Origin of the sequence: Streptomyces griseoaurantiacus (genome assembly GCF_036189845.1) — a bacterium.
In the GTDB taxonomy this organism is placed as follows: domain Bacteria; phylum Actinomycetota; class Actinomycetes; order Streptomycetales; family Streptomycetaceae; genus Streptomyces; species Streptomyces griseoaurantiacus.
The window spans coordinates 871741-890891 of the sequence record NZ_CP108326.1; the positions used below are offsets into that span (position 1 = coordinate 871741).

General features: G+C 73.5%; 16 protein-coding genes. 10 read left to right on the forward strand and 6 right to left on the reverse strand.

From position 1 onward, the window contains the following. The first annotated feature begins 325 nt into the window (after positions 1-325). Positions 326-997 (forward strand): response regulator transcription factor, encoded by a 672-nt coding sequence (locus OHB09_RS03990; protein WP_006144336.1) that lies wholly within the window; start codon positions 326-328, stop codon positions 995-997. Then, positions 994-2325 (forward strand): sensor histidine kinase, encoded by a 1332-nt coding sequence (locus OHB09_RS03995; protein ID WP_318295056.1) that lies wholly within the window; start codon positions 994-996, stop codon positions 2323-2325. Before OHB09_RS03990 ends, OHB09_RS03995 begins: the two co-directional genes overlap by 4 nt. Here the strand turns inward: OHB09_RS03995 and OHB09_RS04000 are convergent. Next, positions 2234-3751 (reverse strand): aromatic amino acid ammonia-lyase, encoded by a 1518-nt coding sequence (locus OHB09_RS04000; RefSeq protein WP_191852624.1) that lies wholly within the window; start codon positions 3749-3751, stop codon positions 2234-2236. The two genes, OHB09_RS03995 and OHB09_RS04000, sit on opposite strands and share 92 nt — an antisense overlap. 62 nt (positions 3752-3813) lie before the next feature. Here OHB09_RS04000 and OHB09_RS04005 point away from each other — a divergent pair, with 62 nt between their 5' ends. Genes OHB09_RS04005 through OHB09_RS04020 form a run of 4 tightly spaced genes read left to right on the forward strand, consistent with a single transcriptional unit; the run spans position 3814 to position 9405 of the window. Further along, positions 3814-5388 carry an NAD(P)-binding domain-containing protein gene (locus OHB09_RS04005; RefSeq protein WP_191889646.1) on the forward strand — a complete coding sequence of 525 codons (1575 nt, stop codon included), beginning with the start codon at positions 3814-3816 and terminating at the stop codon, positions 5386-5388. Beyond that, on the forward strand, positions 5385-6455 hold the full coding sequence (locus tag OHB09_RS04010) for an alpha-hydroxy acid oxidase (RefSeq protein WP_191889645.1): 1071 nt from the start codon (positions 5385-5387) through the stop codon (positions 6453-6455). The genes OHB09_RS04005 and OHB09_RS04010 overlap by 4 nt, the downstream gene beginning before the upstream one ends. Next, entirely contained in the window at positions 6452-7813 is a 1362-nt protein-coding gene (locus OHB09_RS04015) for a cytochrome P450 (RefSeq protein ID WP_328921618.1), read from the forward strand. Before OHB09_RS04010 ends, OHB09_RS04015 begins: the two co-directional genes overlap by 4 nt. Continuing rightward, a complete protein-coding gene (locus tag OHB09_RS04020) occupies positions 7810-9405 on the forward strand; it encodes an MFS transporter (RefSeq protein WP_328729920.1) in 1596 nt (531 codons plus the stop codon). Before OHB09_RS04015 ends, OHB09_RS04020 begins: the two co-directional genes overlap by 4 nt. An 82-nt stretch (positions 9406-9487) precedes the next feature. Here the strand turns inward: OHB09_RS04020 and OHB09_RS04025 are convergent, their stop codons facing one another. Both OHB09_RS04025 and OHB09_RS04030 read right to left on the reverse strand, forming a co-directional pair. Further along, the gene (locus tag OHB09_RS04025) at positions 9488-10963 is read right to left on the reverse strand and encodes a class I adenylate-forming enzyme family protein (protein ID WP_328921619.1); all 1476 of its coding nucleotides are present in this window, start codon (positions 10961-10963) and stop codon (positions 9488-9490) included. Further along, positions 10956-12500: an NAD(P)-binding domain-containing protein gene (locus OHB09_RS04030; protein WP_006144325.1), complete on the reverse strand. Its 1545-nt coding sequence runs from the start codon at positions 12498-12500 to the stop codon at positions 10956-10958. Before OHB09_RS04030 ends, OHB09_RS04025 begins: the two co-directional genes overlap by 8 nt. A 441-nt stretch (positions 12501-12941) precedes the next feature. Between OHB09_RS04030 and OHB09_RS04035 the strand changes: the two genes are divergently transcribed. After that, on the forward strand, positions 12942-14675 hold the full coding sequence (locus OHB09_RS04035; RefSeq protein ID WP_328921620.1) for a SpoIIE family protein phosphatase: 1734 nt from the start codon (positions 12942-12944) through the stop codon (positions 14673-14675). Between the two features lie 28 nt (positions 14676-14703). On the opposite strand, the gene OHB09_RS04040 is transcribed toward OHB09_RS04035, so the two are convergent. Together OHB09_RS04040 and OHB09_RS04045 are read right to left on the reverse strand one after the other, a co-directional pair. Then, a complete protein-coding gene (locus OHB09_RS04040; protein WP_006144323.1) occupies positions 14704-14931 on the reverse strand; it encodes a hypothetical protein in 228 nt (75 codons plus the stop codon). A 153-nt stretch (positions 14932-15084) separates the two neighbouring features. Further along, positions 15085-15717 (reverse strand): TetR/AcrR family transcriptional regulator, encoded by a 633-nt coding sequence (locus OHB09_RS04045; protein WP_006144322.1) that lies wholly within the window; start codon positions 15715-15717, stop codon positions 15085-15087. 113 nt (positions 15718-15830) lie between these two features. Here OHB09_RS04045 and OHB09_RS04050 point away from each other — a divergent pair, with 113 nt between their 5' ends. Then, a complete protein-coding gene (locus tag OHB09_RS04050) occupies positions 15831-16562 on the forward strand; it encodes an SDR family NAD(P)-dependent oxidoreductase (protein WP_328921621.1) in 732 nt (243 codons plus the stop codon). A gap of 100 nt (positions 16563-16662) precedes the next feature. Beyond that, a complete protein-coding gene (locus tag OHB09_RS04055; RefSeq protein ID WP_328921622.1) occupies positions 16663-17460 on the forward strand; it encodes an alpha/beta fold hydrolase in 798 nt (265 codons plus the stop codon). Between the two features lie 62 nt (positions 17461-17522). On the opposite strand, the gene OHB09_RS04060 is transcribed toward OHB09_RS04055, so the two are convergent. After that, complete coding sequence (locus tag OHB09_RS04060; protein ID WP_006144319.1) at positions 17523-17945, reverse strand: secondary thiamine-phosphate synthase enzyme YjbQ; 423 nt, start codon at positions 17943-17945, stop codon at positions 17523-17525. 97 nt (positions 17946-18042) lie between these two features. Between OHB09_RS04060 and OHB09_RS04065 the strand changes: the two genes are divergently transcribed. Beyond that, positions 18043-19128, forward strand: a complete 1086-nt coding sequence (locus OHB09_RS04065; RefSeq protein ID WP_328921623.1) for an NAD(P)-binding domain-containing protein — start codon at positions 18043-18045, stop codon at positions 19126-19128. Positions 19129-19151 lie beyond the last annotated feature (23 nt).

Genomic DNA, 19151 nt, shown 5'->3' on the forward strand with positions numbered 1-19151 from the left:
CCTCCCGGCGCAAGCCGCCGTCCGCCTCCGGCCCGGACTCCGGTACGGCGCCCGGGAGCCGCCCCAGGAGCGCGGACGCGGACGGCGCCGAGGACGCGTCCGCCCCGCGTCCCGCGCGGGAGACGGCTCCCTTCGGGGCGCCCCGCGCACGTCCCGCCGCCCCGGAACCCACCGCAATCCAGCCGGAAACGGACTTCCCCGCTCCGCACGATCGGCCGGATGTCGTCGGCGTGCTCATGACGGGAGCCGGACGGGAACCACGCTCCGCGCACGGGCGTTGACAGGGGTTGCGGGCTGGGGCGAGGGGAGTGGCACTGTGACTCAAGTGAAGACGCGGGATCCTCGACGGCTGCTGCTGGTCGAGGACGACCGGGAGCTGGCCGACATGCTCTCCGGCACACTGCGCGACGAGGGGTACGCGGTCGATGTCGCGACCGACGGTCAACGGGGTCTGCATCTGGGCCTCTCCCGGGAGTACGACGTGCTCGTCGTCGACCGGCGCCTCCCGGCGCTCGACGGCCTCGACCTGCTGGGCCGGCTCAGATCCCGCGCGGTCCGCACGCCGGTGCTGATGCTGACCGGGATGGGAGCGGTCAACGACCGCATCGACGGGCTGGACGCCGGAGCCGACGACTACCTCGTCAAACCGTTCGACCTCGACGAACTGAGCGCCCGGCTGCGGGCCCTGTGCCGGCGGGCGCACGACACCGCCGACGTCCTCAGCATCGGCTCGGGCCGGCTGTTCGTCGGCCGCCGGGAGGTGGAGCTCGCCGACGGCGAGCAGGTCCCCCTCGCCGCCCGGGAGTTCGCCCTGCTCTGGGTGCTCGCCTCGCACCCCGATGCCGTGCTCTCGCGGGCGCAGCTTCGCCGGCTGGTGTTCCAGGAGGCGCCGGCCTCGTCCATCGTCGACACGTACGTCTACTACCTGCGCCGCAAACTGGGCCGCAAGGTTGTGCGCACGGTCCGCGGCGCCGGTTACCGGCTGGGGGCGCTGTGAAGTCGTCCTCGCCCGCCGAGTGGGCGGCGGTGCGGCGGGCGCGGTTACGGATCGCCGTGATCACGGGGGCGATCATCACCCTGCTGGTCACGGTCGTCGGCGGGGTCGCGCACACGGTGATGGTGCGTGCGCAGAACGACCAGGTGTGGCGGGAGGTGCGTTACAGCGCCGAGTACGGCGACCTGACCAGCCCGCCGGTGTGCACCTGGCTGTACGCGCCCGGCGTCACCCCGCTGGCCAACGCCCCGAAGGGGTTCCCGCTGCGTGCCGACGTGGACCGGGTGCGCGGGGACCACGAGAACCTGGACCGCACCGTACGGCGGGACGACACGGTCTATCTGGTCAGCACCCGGTACCGGACGGACGGCAGGGTCGTACAGGCGGTCTTCGACATGCGCTTCCAGCTGGCGGACCGCGACCACCTGTGGTTCGCGCTCGGCGTCGCGGAGCTGGTGGGGCTGCTCGCCGCGGTCGTGACCGGCGCGGTCCTCGGACGGCGGGCGGTGGCCCCGCTGGTGGAGGCCCTGACCCGGCAGGAACGGTTCGTCACGGACGCCAGTCACGAACTGCGCACCCCGATCACCCAGGTGTACACGCGGGCCCAAGTACTTGCGCGGCAGGCCGCCGCCCAGGAGATGCCGGACCCGCACCGCGCCGGGCTGGCCCGGCTGGCCGACTCGGCCGGCCGGCTCGGGGAGGTGCTCGACGACCTGCTGCGGTCCGCGCGGCTCTCGGCCGATCCCGAGCGGCCCTCGGAGCGCCGCCCGGTCGACCTGGTGGCGCTGGCCCGGTCGGTGGTCGCCGAGGAGGCGGAGCGGGCGGGGGCCCGCCACCTCACCGTCGTCGTGGACGGTCCCCCGCACCCGCTGGTCGTCGAGGGAGTGGAGTCCGCGCTGCGGCGTGCCGTCGGGGAGTTGCTGTCCAACGCGATCAGCCACACCCCCGCCGGGGGGCGGATCGAGGTGGCCCTGTCCCGCGCCGAGGGCACGGTGGGGCTGGCCGTCTCGGACACCGGGCCCGGCCTCGACCCCACCGCGGTGGACCAGTTGTTCCAGCGGTTCCACCGCGGCAGCTCCGACGGCGCGCGCTACGGTCTCGGGCTCGCGCTGCTGCGCGAGGTGGTCACCCGTCACCGGGGTACGGTCGCCGCCTCCGGCCGTCCCGGGCACGGCGCCCGGTTCACCATCCGGCTGCCGGAGTACGCGTCCACCGCCCTGCGGCCTGCGCGTCCGCTCCTCACGGTCCCCACGTGGCGAGCAGTCGGGCCGCGGCGCGGACGTCCGCGTCCAGCGGGCGGTCCGGTGCGACCGGGGGGATCTCCGCGATGAGGGCGTCGAGGAGGTCCGCGCTCGCGGGCGCGGTGGGGCGGCGGGCGCCGACGTGGGCCGCCTGGCGCAGACCGAGGGCGAGGGAGCCGCACAGCAGCCCGAGCAGTTCCGCCATGTCGTAGGAGCGCAGGGCGGCCTGGGTGCCGAAGGGGACGACGTCCTGGTTGTGCAGGTTCGTCGGCAGGCTCTGCATGCTCGCCGGTGTCGCGTTGCGGCGGATCTCCGCGAGGAACGCGGTACTGGCGAGCTGCACGCCCTGGAGTCCGTGCTGCTGACCGGGCACCGTGGCGAGCATCGGCGGCAGTCCCTCGTTGCGCGCCGGGTCGGTCAGCAGGTCGAGCTGGCGTTCGGCGAGGTTGCCGAGCTGGGCGGTGACGGAGGCGAGCAGGTCGGCCGCGAACGCGGCGGGCTGCCCGAAGAAGTTCCCGCCGTGCACCACCTTGCCCTCCGCCGTCCCGTCGTCGGCGGAGCCGGGGAACAGCAGCGGGTTGTCGCTGATGCCGCCGAGGTCGGCGGTGACCACGCCGTCGACGTACCCCAGCGCGTCCTCGGCGGCGCCGAGCAGTTGGGGGGCGCAGCGGATGCTGTACGGCTCCTGCAGGGGGCGGGTGCCGGAGGGGACGACGCCGTCGAGGGCGGCCCGCATCCGCGCGCCGACGTGGACGGCCCCGGGGTGGCCGTAGGCGCGCAGCAGGTCGGCGTCGAGGAAGCCGGGGTCGCAGCCGAGGAGGTCGGCCAGCAGACAGGTGAGGGCCTGCAGGGAGCGGTGGGAGGCACGGACGGCGTCGCGGGCCAGGGCGGTGGCGGCGGTGGTGACGGAGGTGCCGTTGACCAGGGCGAGCGCGTCGCGCCCGTTGAGGGCGAGCGGGCGCAGCCCGGCGGCGTCCAGCGCCTCCTGGGCCGGCATGCGGCGCCCGTCCAGGTAGGCGTGTCCCCGGCCGCGCAGTGCCTGGGTGGCGTAGGCGAGCGGGATGAGGTCGCCGCTCGCCCCGACGGAGCCGTAGCGGGGGACGGCGGGCGAGAAGGTCGTGGCGAACATCGCGGCGAGCCGCTCGACGACCTCGGTGGAGACCCCGGAGACGCCCTGGGCGAGGGACCAGGTGCGCAGCAGGAGGGCGGCGCGGCAGATCTCGTGCGGCAGGTCCGGCCCCTGGCCGGCCCCGAGGTGGGCCAGGGTGTTGTCGCACTGGTCGGCCTCGTCGGCGCGCCCGGCGTAGCCGACGAGGGCGCCGAATCCCGTGGTGGCTCCGTAGATCGCGGGGCCCTCGCCCTCGCCGTGCCGCAGTCCGTGCAGGAAGCGGCGGCCGCGGTCGAGGCGCGCCCGGGCCTCCTCGTCCACGAGGACGGTGAGCGGGGCGGCCGCGCGGCGCAGGTCGGCGGAGTCCGGGGGGCCGGTGAGGGAGAGTGTGTCCGTGGTGGTGAGCACGTGACGAAACGTAGGCGGTGAATCTCAAAGCGTTCTGAGATCCACTGGCTAGCTTCCGGGGCATGACCCATGACTACCTGATCATCGGCGCGGGCCCCGCCGGGCTGCAGCTCGCCGCCCTGCTGGAGCGGGACGGAGCCGACTACGTCGTCCTGGAGCGCGGCAGTGGTCCGGGTACGTTCTTCACGCGGTTCCCCCGGCACCGCTACCTGATCTCGAACAACAAGGTGCACACGGGGTACGAGGACCCGGAGCTTCGGCTGCGGATGGACTGGAACTCCCTGCTGAGCGACGATCCGGAGCTGGTGTTCACCCGCTACAGCCCCCGCTACTTCCCGCCGGCCGACGACCTGGTGCGCTATCTGCGGGACTTCGCCTCCCGCACCGGGGTGCGCGTGCGGTACGACACCCCCGTCGAGAAGGTCACCCGCGAGGACGGCGGCTTCACGGTCACCGACGGTTCCGGCACGGTGTGGCGGGCCCGGCACCTGGTGGTCGCCACCGGGATGCCGGTGCCGAACCTGCCGTCGATCCCGGGCGTCGAGCTCGCCGAGCGGTACGACACCATCGACACCGATCCGGAGACCTTCACCGACCAGCGGGTCCTGATCATCGGCCGGGGCAATTCCGCCTTCGAGACGGCCGAGAACCTGATGGAGAACGCGGCCGTCATCCACATGGTCGGCTCGGGCTCGCTGAAGATGGCCTGGCGGACGCACTACGTGGGGCATCTGCGGGCGGTCTACAACAACTTCCTGGACAGCTACCAGCTCAAGTCGCAGAACGCCCTCCTGGACGGCCGGGTCCTCTCCATCGAGAAGGGGCCGGACGGCTACCGCGTGCGGGTCGCCTTCGAGCGGGTCGACGAGGTGGTCAAGGAACTCCGCTACGACCGGGTGATCGTCGCCACCGGCTTCCGCTTCGACCGCTCCGTCTTCGACGACACGTGCGCGCCGGACACGATGGTCGACGGCCGCTTCCCGGCGCTGACGCCGCTCGGCGAGTCGGTCAACGTGCCCGGCCTCTACTTCGCGGGGACGCTGATGCAGGGCCGCGACTTCGGGAAGGCCACGACCGGCTTCATCCACGGCTTCCGCTACACGGTGCGCGCGCTGCACCGTGGGCTGCGGCAGCGCCACGACGGCGTGCCCTGGCCGACGACGGTCCTCGGGGAGGCCACCGAGCGGGCCGTCGACGCGGTGATCACCCGCGTCAACCGGTCCTCCGCGCTGTGGCAGCAGTTCGCCGTCCTCGGCGACCTGCTGCTCCTCGGCCCCGGGGGCACGCTGCGCTACGCCGAGGAGGTGCCCGTCGCCCATGTGCCGGGTGCCGTGGGCGCCGGGGACTTCGGCGAGGTCGACGCCTACGCGGTGATCACCCTGGAGTACGGGGAGGACCACGACCGGGTGGACCCCTTCGACGTCTCCGCGGGCCGCAAGTCCCAGCAGGACGCGTCGGGTCTGGACGGCCGCTATCTGCATCCGGTCGTCCGCTGGTACCGGGACGGCGAGTTCGTCGCCGACCACCACCTCACCGAGAACCTGGAGAACGAGTGGGACAGCGAGGAGTACCACCGCGCCCCGCTGGCGGCCTTCCTCACCGCGCACCGGAACGCCCCCGCCCCGGTGGCGCCGTGACGCTGCGCGAACTGCACGAGCGGGCCCGCAAGACGCTGGACCCGGTCGTCTACGACTACGTGGCGGGCGGCGCGGGCGAGGAACGCGTCCTGGCCGCCAACGAGCGGGCCTTCGACGACTACGCGCTGCTGCCCAGGGTGCTGCGCGGCAGCGCGGTGCGGGACACCGCCGTCGACCTGCCGGGCGCCCCGCGCACGGCGCCGGTGTTCGTCGCGCCCACCGCCTTCCACCGGCTGGTCCACCCGGACGGGGAGCTGGCCACGGCCCGGGCCGCCGCGGCCGAGGGTGCCGTCCTGGTGACGGGGACGGCGGCGACGACCGCGGTGCGCGAGGTCGTCGCCGCGGCCCGGGAGGCGGCACCGGACCCCGCCGTGTGGTTCCAGCTCTACCCGCACCCCCGCGGCGAGGTGACCGCGGCCCTCGTCCGGCGCGCCGAGGACGCCGGCTGCACGGCCCTGGTCCTCACCGTCGACTCCCCGGTGTTCGGACGGCACGCCCGGGACCTGCGCAACGGGTTCACCGACCTGCCGCCCGGATACGCCGCGGAGAACATGCGCGACCTGCCCGGCGCCCCGCCGGGCGGCCTGCTCGACATCCCCATGTCGCCGGAGGCCGGCTGGGCGCACCTCGCGGAGCTGGTGCGCGGCACCGCGCTGCCCGTACTGGTCAAGGGGGTGCTGCACCCGGACGACGCGCGGCAGGCCGTCGAGCACGGCGCGGCCGGGATCATCGTGTCGAACCACGGCGGCCGCCAGAGCGACGCGGTCCCGGCGGCCGTGGACTGCCTGCCCGCGCTCGTCGACGCGGTCGCGGGCCGGGTGCCGGTGCTGCTCGACGGCGGGGTGCGCCGGGGCAGCGACGTGGCGGTCGCGCTGGCCCTCGGCGCACGCGCCGTCGGCCTCGGGCGCCCCGTGGTGTGGGGTCTGGCCGCCGAGGGAGAGGCGGGGGTGCGCCGGGTGCTGGCCACGCTGCGGGACGAGTACGACCACACGCTCGCGCTGTGCGGCGGGCGCCGGAACGCCGATCTGACGGCCGACATGGTCGTGGCGAAGGGCGGGGCCCGGTGAGCGCCGGGACAGAGGCCTGGTGGCTGCCCCGGGCCGTGGTGGCGCTGCGCGTACGCATCTTCGAGAAGGTCAACGGCGACCGGGTGGTCACCCTGCCCAACGCCACCCACGGCCCCGAGGTGTTCGAGCGGGTGTACGCCCACCCGGCCGCGAACGGGCGGAGCGCGGGGGCGGGACTCTCCGACCTGTTCTGGTACTGGCTGGCGCCGGGCCCGGAGGTGCACCAGGAGCACCTGGAGCCCGGCGAACGCTACGAGGACGTGGCCGCGACGACCCGGCGCATCGTCGCCGGAAGCTCCGAGGAGCTGTCGGCGGCGGCCTCCCGCGCGCTCGCCGGCGTGCTGGACGACCTGCCGAAGGGACGTGTGAGCCTGGTCCGGCTCCGGGACCTGGTGATGCCCGCATGGGCCGGATTCGCCTACGAACTGGTGTTCAAGGAGCCGTGCCCGCCCCGCGCCAGGGAGCTGATCACCGCGCACGCCGAGGACGTCATCACCGCCCTGAAGTGCACCGGCCTGCGCCACCCGAGGCGCCGGGCCCGGTTGACGGAATACCTTCGCCAGCGGGTCGCGGCCGGCGACGTGCCGCACCGCCTCCCCGCCTCCCTGTCCCTGCCGGAGCAGGTCCACTACCTGCAGGGCACCTTCTTCAACACGGCCGTCGTGCAGCTCTCCGAGGCGACCGCGCACGTCCTGCTCGCCCTCGCCCACCACCCCCGGGTGCAGGAGCGCGTGGCGGCGGACCCCGGCGACGACCGGTACCTGACGCAGGTCCTCGACGAGACGATGCGGCGCCACCCGCTGTTCGGCATCGCCCACCGCATCACCACCGACGAGATACCCCTCGACGAGAAGACGGTGCTCCCGGCCGGCAGCGTGGTCTGCTTCAGCTACCCCGACTACCACGCCACCGGATACGAGCGGCCCGAGGAGTTCGACCCCGACCGCTGGAACGGTCTGGCCGCCAAGGACGCCCACCACATCCCCTACGGCGTGGCGAGGAACCGGCCCTGCCCGGCCTGGCGGCTCTCCCCGCTCGTGCTGCGCGCGGCGGTCACCGAGGTGCTCGCCCGGTTCCGCCTCGACTCCACGGCCTCGCACACCCGCTCCATCCCGCACCGGGCGCCCTGTCTGCTGATCCCCCGCGACCTCGCCCCCGAGCCCCGCCGGCTGCACGCGCTGCGGCGCTTCGTCCGGGCCCGGGACGCGGTGGAGGACGTCACCCGGGGCGTGCGCCAGCTGGTGCTCGGCACGGTCATGGTGCTGCACGCCCGCCGACTGCGCCTGGCCGCACGGTACTTCGAGGAGCGGCCCGCCGGCGGCTGCCCCGTCGCCCACGCACGAGGAGGAGAGGGATGACACCCGCGGAGCCGACCGCCCTGATCCCCCGGCCCCTGATGTTCTGGACCGGTGTCGCCCTGACCTGCGCCGGAGTGGGCCAGCACGTGTGGATGTTCGTGGACTCGGCGTCCATGGACTACCACATGGCCATGATGGGCACCTCCTGGACGATGTGGGCCGCGATGGTCGCCATCGTCGTGGGCGTGCTGATCTCCGGGTTCTCCGTGGTGCAGCCCCCCGGCACCGGCCCGGCGGCCGCTCCCTCGCCGGCCGTGACCTCCGAGGCGGACCGGCGCCGCCTCATCGGGGTGCTGAGCTTCGCGCTGATGGTGGACCAGATGAAGCCCGCCACGCTGGCCTTCATCCAGCCCGGCATGCGCACCGAGTTCCACCTCAGTGCCTCCGGGATCGCGTGGCTGCCCACGGTGGCGCTCAGCGGCACGGTGGTGGGCTCGCTGCTCGGCGGTCGCGCCGCGGACCGCATCGGGCGCCGGGCCACGATCCTCATCGCCTCCCTGCTGTTCCTCGGCACCACGGTGTGCGGTGCCATGCCGACCTTCGGCGGCGTCCTCGTGATGTGCGCGCTGATGGGGATGGCGGCCGGCGGCATGCTGCCCGTCGTCTACGCGCTGATGACGGAGAGTCTGCCGCCCGGCCGGCGCGCCGCCGTCATGGTGCTCCAGGCGGGGCTCACCACCACCGGCGGCTACATGGCGGCCGCCGGGCTGGCCGCGGTGCTCATCCCGCTCACCGGGTGGCGGATCGCCTGGTTCGCCCAGCTCCCGCTGGTGCTGATCCTGATCGGCCTGAACCGGTGGATACCGGAGTCGGCCGCCTTCACCGCCCAGCGGGCGCGGACCCGGCGCGTGCCCGCCTCGACCCTCTTCAAGCACTCCCACCGGGTGAAGACACTGGTGGTCAGCGGCTACGCGCTCGCCTGGGGCCTCGTCTACTGGGGCTTCATCACCTTCCTGCCCAGCCAGTTGGAGTCCTCGCACCACCACGGCATGTCCGCGGCCACGCTGCTGTTCCTCTCCTCGCTGCTGTCGATCCCCACCTGCGTGGTGGCCGCGTGGCTGTACATGCGCTGGTCGGCGAAGGGCACCATGGTCGCCTACGCGGCCCTGACGGTCGCCGCCCTGCTCGTCCTGTCCCTCGTAGGGGTGGACGGCGGCCGGCCCGTGCTGCTGACGGCCGTGATGCTGCTGTTCGCCGGGACCGCCGGGGTCATCGCGCTCATCGGCCCCTACACGGCCGAGATCTACCCCCTGGCCATCCGGGGGACCGCGGGCGGCTGGGCGGCGGCGGTCGGGAAGTCCGGTGGCGCCTTCGGTCCCCCGCTCGTCGCGCTGATCCTCTCCCTGCCGGGCGGCATGCGCACCGCCGCGGTCCTCATCGCGCTCCCGATGGCCCTGGCCGGAACGGCCGTCGCCCTGCGCGGCAGCGACCCCCGGGCCCACGCCGCGGGGGCCGGCGACCCCACCTCCGAACTGGACGCCGAACTCGACGCCCTGATGCACGACGCGGCCGCCCCCGCGAAGGAGACGGCCGCACCGCGCACCCCCGAGGCGGAGGGCGCTCCGGGAGGCGACCCGGATCCGGCCCGCTAGGGTCTTTCGTCCGGATCAGGCCGACCGGCGGGCGGTGCGCCCGCCGGACCCCGCGACGCCGGGATGATCCGAACGCGAGACGCTAACCTCCCGCCGCGAGCCGCCGCTTGTCGGGTTTCCCGGCGGCGGTGAGCGGCACCTCGTCGATGAGCGTCAGCCGGGTCGGCGCGCAGGCCCCGCCCAGCTCGGCCGTGACCAGCGCACGCAGTTCCCCGAGGTCCGGGGCGCGCCCGGCGGCGGGCACCACGAAGGCGTGGACCGCCTCACCGGTGCTGTCGTCGGGCACGGCCACGACGTACGCCTCGGCCACCGAGGGATGGCCCGCGAGGAGCCGTTCGACGGGCCCGGCGTAGTACACGTTGGCGTTCACGATGATCACGTCACGGACGCGCCCCGTGAGCCACAGCCGCCCCGAGGCGTCGAGCCGGCCGAGGTCACGGGTGCGCACCCACCCGCCGGTGAACACCTCGGCGCTGAGGGCGGGTTCCCGCCAGTAGCCGCAGCCCTGGGCCGGGGTGCGGACGAACAGTTCGCCGTCCGTGCCGGGCGGGACCGGGAGGCCCGAGGGGTCGCGGATCTCCAGGTCGACGGGCGGCACGCCGAGCGAGCCCGCGGGCTCCTCGGGCGTGGCCATGGAGATCATGCCGGTCTCGGTCTGCCCGTAGCCGTGGAAGACGACCGGACCGAGCACCTCGGCGGCCTCCCGCAGCCGCCCGGGCTCCAGCGGCGAGCCGGACACCATCAGGGCCCGCAGGCTGCCGAGGTCCACCGGCGAGGCCCGCTGCGCCGCCACGAGTTTCGTCAGCCGGGCGACGGTGATGACACTCGCCGTCGCCCGGTACCGCACCAGGGCGTCGGGCAGGACCGGCGGGTCGGCGGTGACGAGGGTGCCGCCGGCGGCGAGCGCCAGCAGCCCGTACTCCATCATCACCTGGCTGGCCAGGGTGCCGAACACCAGGAAGCGGTCCATGCGCCCGGCGAGTGCGCGGACGGCCGGAGGCCAGGCCTCCGGGCGGTGCGCCCAGCCCGCGGTCATCGCCGCGTAGGTCTGGGCGCACGCCTTGGGGACGCCGGTGCTGCCGCTGGTGTGCAGCAGCCGGGCGACGTCCCCGGGCCGGGCCCGCACCCGCGGCCGGACGCCGTCGTCGGGCGCCGACAGCAGCTCGTCGAGCGCGAGGACGAGCCCGGCCCCGTGGTTCCCGGGGGTCCCGTGGTTCCCGGGGGTCCCGGGGCCCTCGGGCCGGTCGGTGACCCGGACCGCGACGTCGCGCAGCAGATGCTCCCGCTGCGCCTCCGTCAGGCCCGGCCGCACCCCGACGACACGGGCTCCGAGGACATGGGTGGCGAGGATCGCGGCGAAGGCGCCGGGGCCGACCCCCAGGAGCATGGCGACGCCGTCTCCGGGCCCGACCCCGTGCTTGCCGAGGCCGCCCACCGCGCGCCGCACCATGCCGAGGAGCCGGGCGCCCGAGACCTCCTCGCCGGCGTGCTCGAACACTGTGCGGTCGCCCGCCGCGTCGAGGAGGTCCAGTACGGGGCCGGGGAACTGCTCAGCCAAGGCTCTCCCTCACGAAGGCGATCAGTGGCTGCCGGTGGATCGCCGGCAGGTTCCACTCGTTCTCCAGGTTCTCCGCCAGGTGATGGGTCCCGGCGAGCTCGCCGTCCCGGTAGTGGCGGACGACGGGATGGAGATACGTGGAGTCCATGGCGTGCTCGACGTCGTTCTCGAGGACGCGTGGGACGCCCACGTCGAAGGGGTCGGCCTGGTCGTGGTCGAGCCCGTACTCCAGGTCGACGACGAAGCGGTGCGGGGCGGGCCCGAGGGAGCCGTCGGCGACGTGGTCGAGCGGCACCTCCTCCTGGTACACGACCCGGTCCCCGTCCACGCCGACCACGTCACCGAGGAAGGCGAACTGCTGCCACAGCCCCGAGGAGCGGTTGACCCGGGCGATGAGGGCGTCGGCGATCGCCTCCGGTGTCGCCTCCAGTTCCCGGGCCGGCCAGGGGGTGTCCAGGTGGCGGGCGCTCAGGATGCGGTGCAGGGCGCGGGTCGCGTAGCGGAAGCCGTGGATGAAGCCGTTGGTGGACTTCTTGAAGTCCCGCTGCTGCATCAGCGTTCCGGCGAAGTACAGGTCCGGCACGTCGACCGACTCGAAGGCCGAGGTCTGCTCCGGGAAGCGGTCCTTGATGACGAGGGAGGGACGGCAGTCCTCGTCGAAGACGGAGGCGTCGAAGCGGAAGCCGGTGCACGCGATGATCCGGTCGTAGTGCAGCTCGCGCAGCGGTTCCGTGGTCCGGGCGTAGCGGAGCATGACGCGGAAGCCGCCGCCGTCGGCCTTCTCGATGCTCTCCACGGTGCCGTCGAGGACCGCGTTCTGGGACTTGAGCTGGTAGGTGTCGAGGAAGTTGTTGTTCACCGCGCGCAGATGCCCGAGGTAGTGGGTCTTCCAGGCGAGCTTGACGGAGTGCGGTCCGGCGACGTGGATGACCGCGGCCTTCTCGATGAGGCCGTCGGCGGTCTCGAACGCGGAGTTCCCCTTGCCGATGACGAGCACCCGCTGGTTGGTGAAGGACGCGGGGTCGGTGTCGAAGGTGTCGTACCGTTCGGCGAGGTCGAAGCCGGGGATGTCCGGCTCGTAGAGGCGGGAGATGCCGGTGGCCATGACGAGCCGCCGGCCCTGCCAGGTCCGGCCCTCGCCGTCGTGCACGGTGAAGACGCCGTCGGCGCGGGAGACGCGGACCACCTCCGTCCCGTACTCGACGCGTACTCCGGTGCGCTCCGCGAAGTCGGCCAGATAGCGCACGAGGTCGTCCGCGGGCGGGAAGTAGCGCTCGGTGTACCGGGTGAACAGCAGGTCCGGGTCGTCGCTGAGCAGCGAGTTCCAGTCCATGCGCAGCTTGAGCTCGGGGTCGGTGAATCCCGTGTTCACCTTGTTGGTCGATATCAGTTGCCGATGGCGGGGATACCGGGTGAAGAACGTCCCCGGCCCGCTCCCCCTCTCCAGGACGAGGTAGTCGCGCCCGTCGCGTTCCAGCAGTGAGGCGAGTTGAAGTCCGGCCGGTCCGGCCCCGACGATGAGATAGTCGCGCACCATGGGCCGGACGCTAACGAGGCGAACTCAGAGCCCTTTGAGATTCGAGGACGCACCGGGGAACCTCCGCCGTCGTCCTCCCCTCCCCCAGGCCCCTGCCGGGGCCCCTGCCCCGGGCCTCCCTCCGGTTGCGCGGGCTCCTCGGCGTCTGGAAGCCTTCGCCGTAGGAGGCCGCGGACTCGGCCGCCCCGCCGCGCGCCGCGCGCGGGAGAGCGTGCGTTGGGGACGCGGCCGGCGGTACGGGCCCCGTCACCGCGTCGGGTGTCGGTGGGAACGGCCTCGCGGCGATCGCGTCGTGCACGGGCCGGCGGCGGCCGGAACGAGGACGGGAACGGCGGCCGCTCCGGCACCGCGCGGTTCGAGCAGGTGTTCGCTACTGTGGCCCGTCGGCCATGAAATGCTCCTGCCGGGGTAGCTGACCTGCGTTTCGGAGCGAGGAGAGACATGAACGACACCACCGATGCCGACTCGGGGGACATGCCCGGGGACCGGGCACGGCACGGTGTGCCTCTCGACGGAGCGCTGGAGAGGCTGGGGACCGCCGCCCTCGTCCTGGACCAGGGCGGACTCGTCGTCGCGGCCAACGAGGAGGCCCGCGGCCTGCTGGACCGGGGCCTGGAGGATCTCCTCGGGCAGGACTTCCACGACATGCTGCACCGGGACGAGAACGGCAATCCGGTGCCCCGTCTGCGCTGCCCGATGCGGAACGCGGTCCTCAGGAAGGACACCCGGCACGGCGACGCCGAATGGTTCGCCCGCGGGGACGGGACCCTGTTCCAGTCGTGCTGGCTGGTCACGCCCTACGCCTCGGACGAGAACACGGCGGGCGCCCTCGTCCTGCTCTACGAGTCGCCGCAGCCGGACGAGCCGCAGCCCGGCGAGGACGAGCGCTCCGGGGGACTGACGGAGCTGGACCGCCTCGCCCTGCTCGCCGAGACCACCACGCAGCTCACCTCGACCCTGGACGTGGACGAGGCTTTGCACCGGCTGGCGGCCCTGACCATCCCCCGTCTGGCGGACTGGGCGGTCGTCGACCTGCTCATGGAGCGCGACGAGGTGCGCCGGGCCCTGGTCGTGGAGCACAAGGGAGGAATCCTGGTCGAACGGGACGACCTGCAGGGCCCCATGCCTCCCGTGACGGCGGACTCCCCCATGCCGCTCTCGCGTGCGCTGCGCGGCACCGCCTCCTCCCTCGCCGGTCCCTCGACCTACCAGGGCCCGCCCGACTCGGGCCTCGCGGTCGAACAGCAGCGGTTGTTCACCGCGACGGGCATGCACTCCGCCGCCATCGCGCCCATCAGGGGTCTGCGCGACGTCCTCGGCGCCCTCACCCTGGGCCGCGCGCCGCACCGTGATCCGTTCACCCTCGCCGACCTGCCGCTGCTGGAGGACCTCACCCGCCGCACCGGGCTCGCCCTGGACAACGCGCGCCTGTACCAGCGCCAGCGCAAGGTCGCCGAGACCATGCAGCGCCACCTGCTCCCCCAGCTCCCCACCGTACGCGGGCTGGAGATGACCGCGCGGTATCTGCCCTCCCCGGACGCCTCGTCCGTGGGCGGTGACTGGTACGACGCCTTCACGCTCAGCGACGATTCCCACGCACTGGTCATCGGCGACGTCGTGGGCCACGACCTCGACGCCGCGGCCGGCATGGCCCAGGTCCGCAACATGCTGCGCGCCTTCGTCTGGTCCCGGCCGACGGCCGCGCCCAGCGCCGTCGTCACACAGCTCGACGAGGCCGTGATGCACATAGCCGAGGTGCCCATGGTGACCATGATCCTCGGCAGGCTGACCCTCGGTGACGACGGGCTGTGGCATCTGCACTGGACGAACGCCGGCCATCCGCCGCCCCTGCTCGTCACCCACGACGGTCAGGTCCAGTACCTCAACGACGCCCACGGCATGCTGCTGGGAACCGAGGTCGACAGACCCCGCCCCCACGCCGTCACCGTCCTGCCGCCCCGGTCCACGCTGCTCTTCTACACCGACGGCCTGGTCGAATCACCGCATCGCCCCATCGACCACGGGCTCAGCCGCCTCTGCCGTCACGCGGCCTCGCTGGCCCACCGCAACCTGGACTCGCTCTGCGACGCCCTGCTGGAGCGGGTGCGCCCCGACGACAACGACGACGACGTCGCCATGCTCGCCCTGCGCACCCCCTTCAGCACGAAGACCTGAGGTTCCGGGGGCGGCTGTCGCCGACCGCTCAGAGCTGGTACGCCCACAGTTCGTAGACACCGACCGCGTTGTAGCGGCACTCGTGCGGCAGCGCGGTGCCGCCCGACCCGCCGTGCGAGTCCGTCCACGCCTGCTCGCACGCGGCCTTGGAGTTGTACCAGTGGCCGGTGTAGACGTACCCCGAGGCCGAGGCGGGGCCGGCGGTCGCGGTGAGGAGGCCGAACCCGAGCAGGGCGGCCAGAACGAGCTTCTTCACGGTCGACTTCCCATCCGTCGTGTGCTGTTCCCGGCTTCATGCGGCGCCGTTGCGTTGATCATGAACCGTCCTTCCCGGCGGCAGCAAGGCACTCGGCCCGGATCCAGAAGGAACGGCCGGAATCGGCACCACAAAGCGGTCAGATCCCTCCCGTCAGGAGGCGCCCTGCGGGAGCGGTGAGGGCCGGAGCCGCTCGGGGGCCGGCCTCGGCAGCGGACTGGCGCCCTCGGGGCGCAGCCCGTCGACGACGATGGCCAGGTAGCGCCTCCACAGGTCCGAGCCGGGCTCCGACAGCGCCCCGACGGTGTGCACGGTGGCGCAGGTCAGCAGCAGGACGTCGGCCCCGGTGACATCGGGCCGTACCAGACCGTCCCGGCGCGCCCGGTCCACCAGGACCCCGGCGCTCGCGAGCAGTCGATCGTGGATCTCGGCGACGACGGGGTCGCACTCGCTGACCGCCCGCAGGAACGTGAGGCCCTGATGCTGCAGGATCTCGGCGGTCGCGGACAGGAATTCCCGTAGTGCCGCACCGGAGTCGGGCGCGTCCGCGAGGCTCCGGGCGACGGCGACGAGCCGGGCGAGGCGGTCGCCGGCCACGGCGGCGACCAGCGCGTCCTTGGTGGCGAAGTGGCGGAAGACCGTGCCCTTCGCCACGCCCGCCCGGTGGGCTATGTCGGCGATCGAGACGTCGAGGCCCCGCTCCGCGAACTCCGCCTCGGCCGCCGCCAGCAGCAGGGCGCGATTGCGGACGGCGTCGACACGGGCCGGACGTGCTGCGGTAGGCATGCCGGAATCCTAGCAAGTTGACCGCCCGGTCATTTTCTACTTAGGGTCATATCCTGACCTCGCGGTCATCTTTCGTCCCGCCTCGTCACCCGACAGGATCGAGTGGATCTGCCATGCGAATAGACGGAGCGACCGCTCTCGTCACCGGCGCGAACCGAGGGTTCGGCCGCCACCTGACCGAAGAGCTGTTGCGGCGCGGCGCCAAGGTCTACGCGACCGCCCGCCGCCCGGAAATCGTCGACATCCCGGGCGCCGAGGTGCTGTCGCTCGACATCACCGACGAAGACTCCATGGAGGCCGCGCGCCGAACCGCCGGCGACGTCGACCTCCTGGTCAACAACGCCGCCTCCACCGAGGTGGCGAGCCTGACGACCGGTGACCGCGCCGCCGTCGAGCGAATGATCGGCACCCACTTCTTCGGCACCCTCGACATGATCCGAACCTTCGCCCCCGTCCTGGCCAGGAACGGCGGCGGTGCCGTCCTCAATGTCCTGTCGCTGACCGCGTGGACGGCCGTCGAGGCGAATACGGCACTGTCCGCCGCCAAGTCCGCGCAATGGGGCCTGACCAACGGTGTGCGACTGGAGCTGGCGGGCCAGGGGACCCTGGTCACCGCGCTCGTCGCCGGGCTCATCGGCACCGCGACACTGCGCGAGGCCATGGAGGAGACCGGGCTGACGTTCTCCGCCGAGGTGATGAACGATCCGGCCGGTCTCGCCCGTCTCGCGCTCGACGGCGTCGAGGCAGGAGAGACCGAGATCCTCGACGGTCTCAGCGCCGAGGCCAAGGCCACCCTCGCCGGCCCCCCGCGCGCCTTCGACCTGGCTGCCGTGGCGGCCAGGTGACAGTCCGGTACCGGCGCCGTCCGGAGGCGGCGGCCGCGCCTGCGGACGGCGCACGCACTCCCCTCGCGCGACGCCCGCGCACCGACGGAAAGGACCGGCAATGCCCGAGCTGCACATCGAAGGACACACGATCCACTACGAGGAGCACGGCGAGGCGGGAGCGCCGCTGCTCGTACTGGCGCACGGACTCTACGGCGAGGCCGCGGGACTGGCGCCGCTCGCACAGCGCCTCGCGGGGCGCTTCTGGGTGATCGCGCCCGACGCCCTCGGACACGGCCTCTCCTCGCATCCGGCGGAGTTCGGCATCGAGGACCAGGGGCGGGTCCTGACCGGGCTCATCGCTGCCCTCGGCCGTCCGAAGGCAGCGATCCTCGGCATCTCGATGGGCTCCTACCTCGCCGCCCAGGCGGCGATCCTGGAGCCGGCGCGGGTCTCCGCGCTGGTGCTCGTCGTCCCGAAGGCGCACGGCCGGACCTCTTCCGTGGCCGCCTACGCGGCCCGGAAGGGCTTCGACCTGGCGACGGCCACGCCGGAGGAGACGACCGCCCTCCTGGAGGAGGTGCTGTGGTCCCCGCACACCTCGCAGGCGCGACGCGAGGAGATCCTGACCGCCCAGCTCGCGGCCCAACGGATCGTCCTGACCCCCGGGGAACGGGCTGCGATCGACCGCTCGCTCCACGGCTTCGACCTCCGGCCCGCACTCGCGGCGATCACCGCGCCGACCCTCGTCGTCTCGGGCCGCGCCGACGGCCTGAATCCGCCGGAGGCCGGCCTGGAGGTCGCCCGCGGTATCCCCGGCGCCCGTTTCGAGGTCTACGAGCACTCCGGGCACCAGCTGGCCTCGGAGGAGACCGACCGGCTGGTGAAGGACGTCGAGGCCTTCCTCCTGGACCGGTAGCGGACGGCGCGTCCCCCGCGGGCGGCGACGGCGACGACGACGCGGCAACGGCACGGCCCCGCTCAGCCCAGGAAGCTGAGCCGCACCTGACGTTCGGCGTTGTCGCGGTTCGTGTCCACCAGGCACACCGATTGCCACGTGCCGAGCTGGAGGGCGCCGTTCACGACCGGGAGGGTGGCGTGCGGCGGGACGAGGGCCGGGAGGACGTGGTCGCGGCCGTGGCCGGGGCTGCCGTGACGGTGCTGCCAGCGGTCGTCGGCGGGCAGCAGGGTGTGCAGGGCCGCGAGCAGGTCCTCGTCGCTGCCGGCGCCGGTCTCGATGATCGCGACGCCCGCGGTGGCGTGCGGGACGAAGACGTTCAGCAGGCCGTCGCGGCCCGCCGCGGCCTCGCGCAGGAAGGCCTCGCAGTCGCGGGTGAGGTCGACGACCCTCTCCGAGCTGCCGGAGGACACGTTCAGGACACGGGTGGTGAAGGCTTCGGACATGCCCCCATCCTCACCCGGGTGCGCGTTTCCACACCCCCCGGCTCGCCCGCCGCGCGGGGCCGGGAAGACCCGCGCGTGCGCCGGGGTTGGGAGGAACATGAACGACAGTGGGGTGCGTGAGGTCGACGTCGTCGTCATCGGTGCCGGGCAGGCGGGGCTGTCCGCCGCGTACCATCTGCGGCGCACCGGCTTCGCGCCGGGGAGCGGCTTCGTGGTCCTGGACCACGCCCCGCGCCCGGGTGGCGCCTGGCAGTTCCGCTGGCCCTCGCTGACGTACGGCAAGGTGCACGGAATGCACGCGCTGCCGGGCATGGAGCTGAGGGACGCGGACCCCGAGCGCCCCTCCTCCGAGGTGATCGCCGCCTATTTCGCCGCCTACGAGAGCGCCTTCGACCTGCGGGTGCGGCGTCCGGTGGACGTCCTCGCCGTGCGGGAGGACGCGGGCGGCCGGCTGCGGGTGGAGTCCTCCGCCGGTGTCTGGTCGGCGCGGGCGCTGATCAACGCGACGGGCACCTGGGACCGGCCGTTCTGGCCGCGCTACCCGGGCCAGGAGACCTTCCGCGGGCGGCAGTTGCACACCGCCCAGTACCCCGGCCCCGAGGAGTTCGCCGGGCAGCGGGTGATCGTGGTGGGCGGGGGCGCCTCCGGGACCCAGCACCTGATGGAGATCGCCCCGTACGCCGCCGCGACCACCTGGGTCACCCGGCGTCCGCCGGTCTTCCGCGACGTTCCGTTCACCGAGGAGCTGGGGCGCGCCGCCGTGGCCCTCGTCGACGAGCGGGTGCGCCGGGGGCTGCCGCCGCGGAGTGTCGTCTCGGTGACCGGGCTGCCGCTGAACGACGCGATCCGGCAGGCGCTCGCCGAGGGCGTCCTGGACCGCCGGACGATGTTCGACCGGATCACGGAGACCGGCGTGGAGTGGGAGGACGGGCAGCGGGTGGACGCCGACGTCATCCTGTGGGCCACCGGTTTCCGGGCCGCGATCGGGCATCTCGCCCCGCTGCGGCTGCGCGAGCCGGGCGGCGGCATCCGCGTCGAGGGCACCCGCGCGGCGGCCGACCCCCGTGTGCACCTCGTCGGCTACGGTCCCTCGGCCAGCACCATCGGGGCCAACCGGGCCGGCCGGGCCGCGGTACGGGACATCCGCCGCCTGCTGGCCGCGGAACCGGCGGCGGCCGCCTGAGCCGCCGCCCGCCACGCGACGGT